Source organism: Shinella sp. M31 (assembly GCF_049199205.1).
Lineage (GTDB): Bacteria > Pseudomonadota > Alphaproteobacteria > Rhizobiales > Rhizobiaceae > Shinella.
Window position 1 is genome coordinate 1 of sequence record NZ_JBLZPH010000192.1, and the last position, 239, is coordinate 239.

Below are 239 nucleotides of genomic sequence, written 5' to 3' on the forward strand. Positions count from 1 at the left end.
GTGAGGTAGAGATGAACTCGAAAGTTTTCGATCGGCCGGTTTATATTCTGGAACGCAAAGAACTGGTTCGCGAAGTGGCCTGTCTGGGCGACGCCATCGATCTTCTGGAGGATTGGCCGCAACACGATCGCGACCTGGTTCATGATGCGACCTTGAAGACCTGCTACATGGCCTGGGATGGGCACAAGCCGTTGAAGGTTGCGCGCGACGCCATTCGGTCCTTCGCGAAGAGAAAGGGC

1 protein-coding gene is annotated in these 239 nt (G+C 56.1%); it reads left to right on the top strand.

All coding sequences use genetic code 11. From position 1 onward, the window contains the following. Window positions 1-11: 11 nt before the first annotated feature. On the top strand, window positions 12-239 hold a 228-nt coding region (locus tag ACOZKU_RS27710), incomplete at its 3' end, for a DUF982 domain-containing protein (protein WP_421581604.1).